1 protein-coding gene is annotated in these 1,489 nt (G+C 71.2%); it reads right to left on the reverse strand.

The features are described 5' to 3' along the window. Window positions 1-2 precede the first annotated feature (2 nt). Window positions 3-1,489 (reverse strand): SulP family inorganic anion transporter (locus MJ797_RS19860; protein WP_239337929.1); only part of this gene is annotated, 1,487 nt, incomplete at its 5' end.

Raw genomic sequence — 1,489 nt, forward strand, 5'->3', positions numbered from 1 at the left:
TCCTATCCTCGGGCGCTCTTATCTGCGAGGCCGGCGGCCTCCGTGTACGCGGCGATCGCGGCGGGCAGGGTCGGGAAGATGCGGCCGGCACCGATCCGGCCGGCCACGCCATGGGCGACAAGAGCGTCGAGCAGCTCCTGTTTGACGCGGGCGAGCGCGACGACGATGCCCCGGCCGGCGAGTTCCGCGCGTAGCTCCTCCAGAGCGTCCAGACCGGTGATGTCGACCTCGGTGTTCGCCTCCATGTTGAGGACGAACCACTCGACGGGGCCTCGTCGCGCCATCTCGCCGACAGCGGCACGCGCGCGGCGACGGAAGTTCTGCGCGTTGGCGAAGAAGATCGGCGAATCGTAGCGGTATATAACGAGGCCCGTGATGAGTTCGGCGCCCGGGTAGTCGTCGATGTCGTGCATGCCCTCGACCCCGGGCACGCGGGCGAGGATCGCGTCGTGCGGCCGCGCCACCCGCGTCAACAGGTCGGTGAGCGACAGGGCGACGGCGATCAGGATGCCGTAGAAGATGTCGAAGGTGAGCACACCGGCGAGCGCGGCGAGCGCGAGCAGCAGCTCGCTGCGCCGGAACCGGGCCAGGCGCCGGAAGCCCGCCACATCCACCAGCTGGACCGCGGCATAGATGACGATCGCGCCGAGCACGGCCGTCGGGAAAGCGGCCAGCGCCGGGCGCAGGAACAGCAACACACCGACCACGGCGACGACAGCGACCAACGAGTGCAGCTGGCTGCGGCTGCCAGCGGCGGCGCCGAGCGCGGTGCGGCTGCCGCTGCTGCTCACCGGGAAGCCGGACAGGAGCCCGGTACCGAGGTTGGCCGCGCCGAGCGCGAACAGCTCCCCGCCCGCGTCGATCTCACCGTGGCCGGCGCGGCTGGCAAACGCCCGGGCGGTCAGCATGTTGTCGGTGAACCCGACGAACAGCACCCCGAGAGCGGGGATCACCAGCTTGGCCAGGTCTTCCACAGCCGGCGGCGTCGGCCGGGGCAGGCCGCCGGGAATGCCGCCGACGACCGCGATCCCACGCGCGCGCAGATCGAACACCGCGGCGACGGCTGTGGCCAGTACGACGGCGAGCAGCGGCCCCGGCGCGCCAGGCCAGCGCCACTCGAGCAGGAAAAGGAACACCAGCACGGTCGCGGCGAGCACGACGGTGCCCGCCTGGGCCGCCCCCACGTGATGTATGAACGACGCGATCTCACCGTACAGATGCTTGCCCGACACGGGAACACCGGTCGTCTTGCCCAGCTGACCGGCAATCATGATGACGGCGACACCGGCCAGGTAACCGACCAGGATCGGCTGGGAGAGCAGGTCGGCGACGAACCCCAGCCGCACCACCCCCGCTATGAGCGCCAACAGCCCGACCACAACCGCAAGCGCCGCCGCGAGGGCCGCGTACCGGCCCGGGTCCCCCGTGGCCAGCGGCCCGATGGTGGCGGCTGTCATCAGCGCCGTCGTCGACTCCGGGCCGACGGACA

The organism is Protofrankia sp. CiP3, from assembly GCF_917627345.1.
Classification (GTDB): Bacteria; Actinomycetota; Actinomycetes; order Frankiales; family Frankiaceae; genus Protofrankia.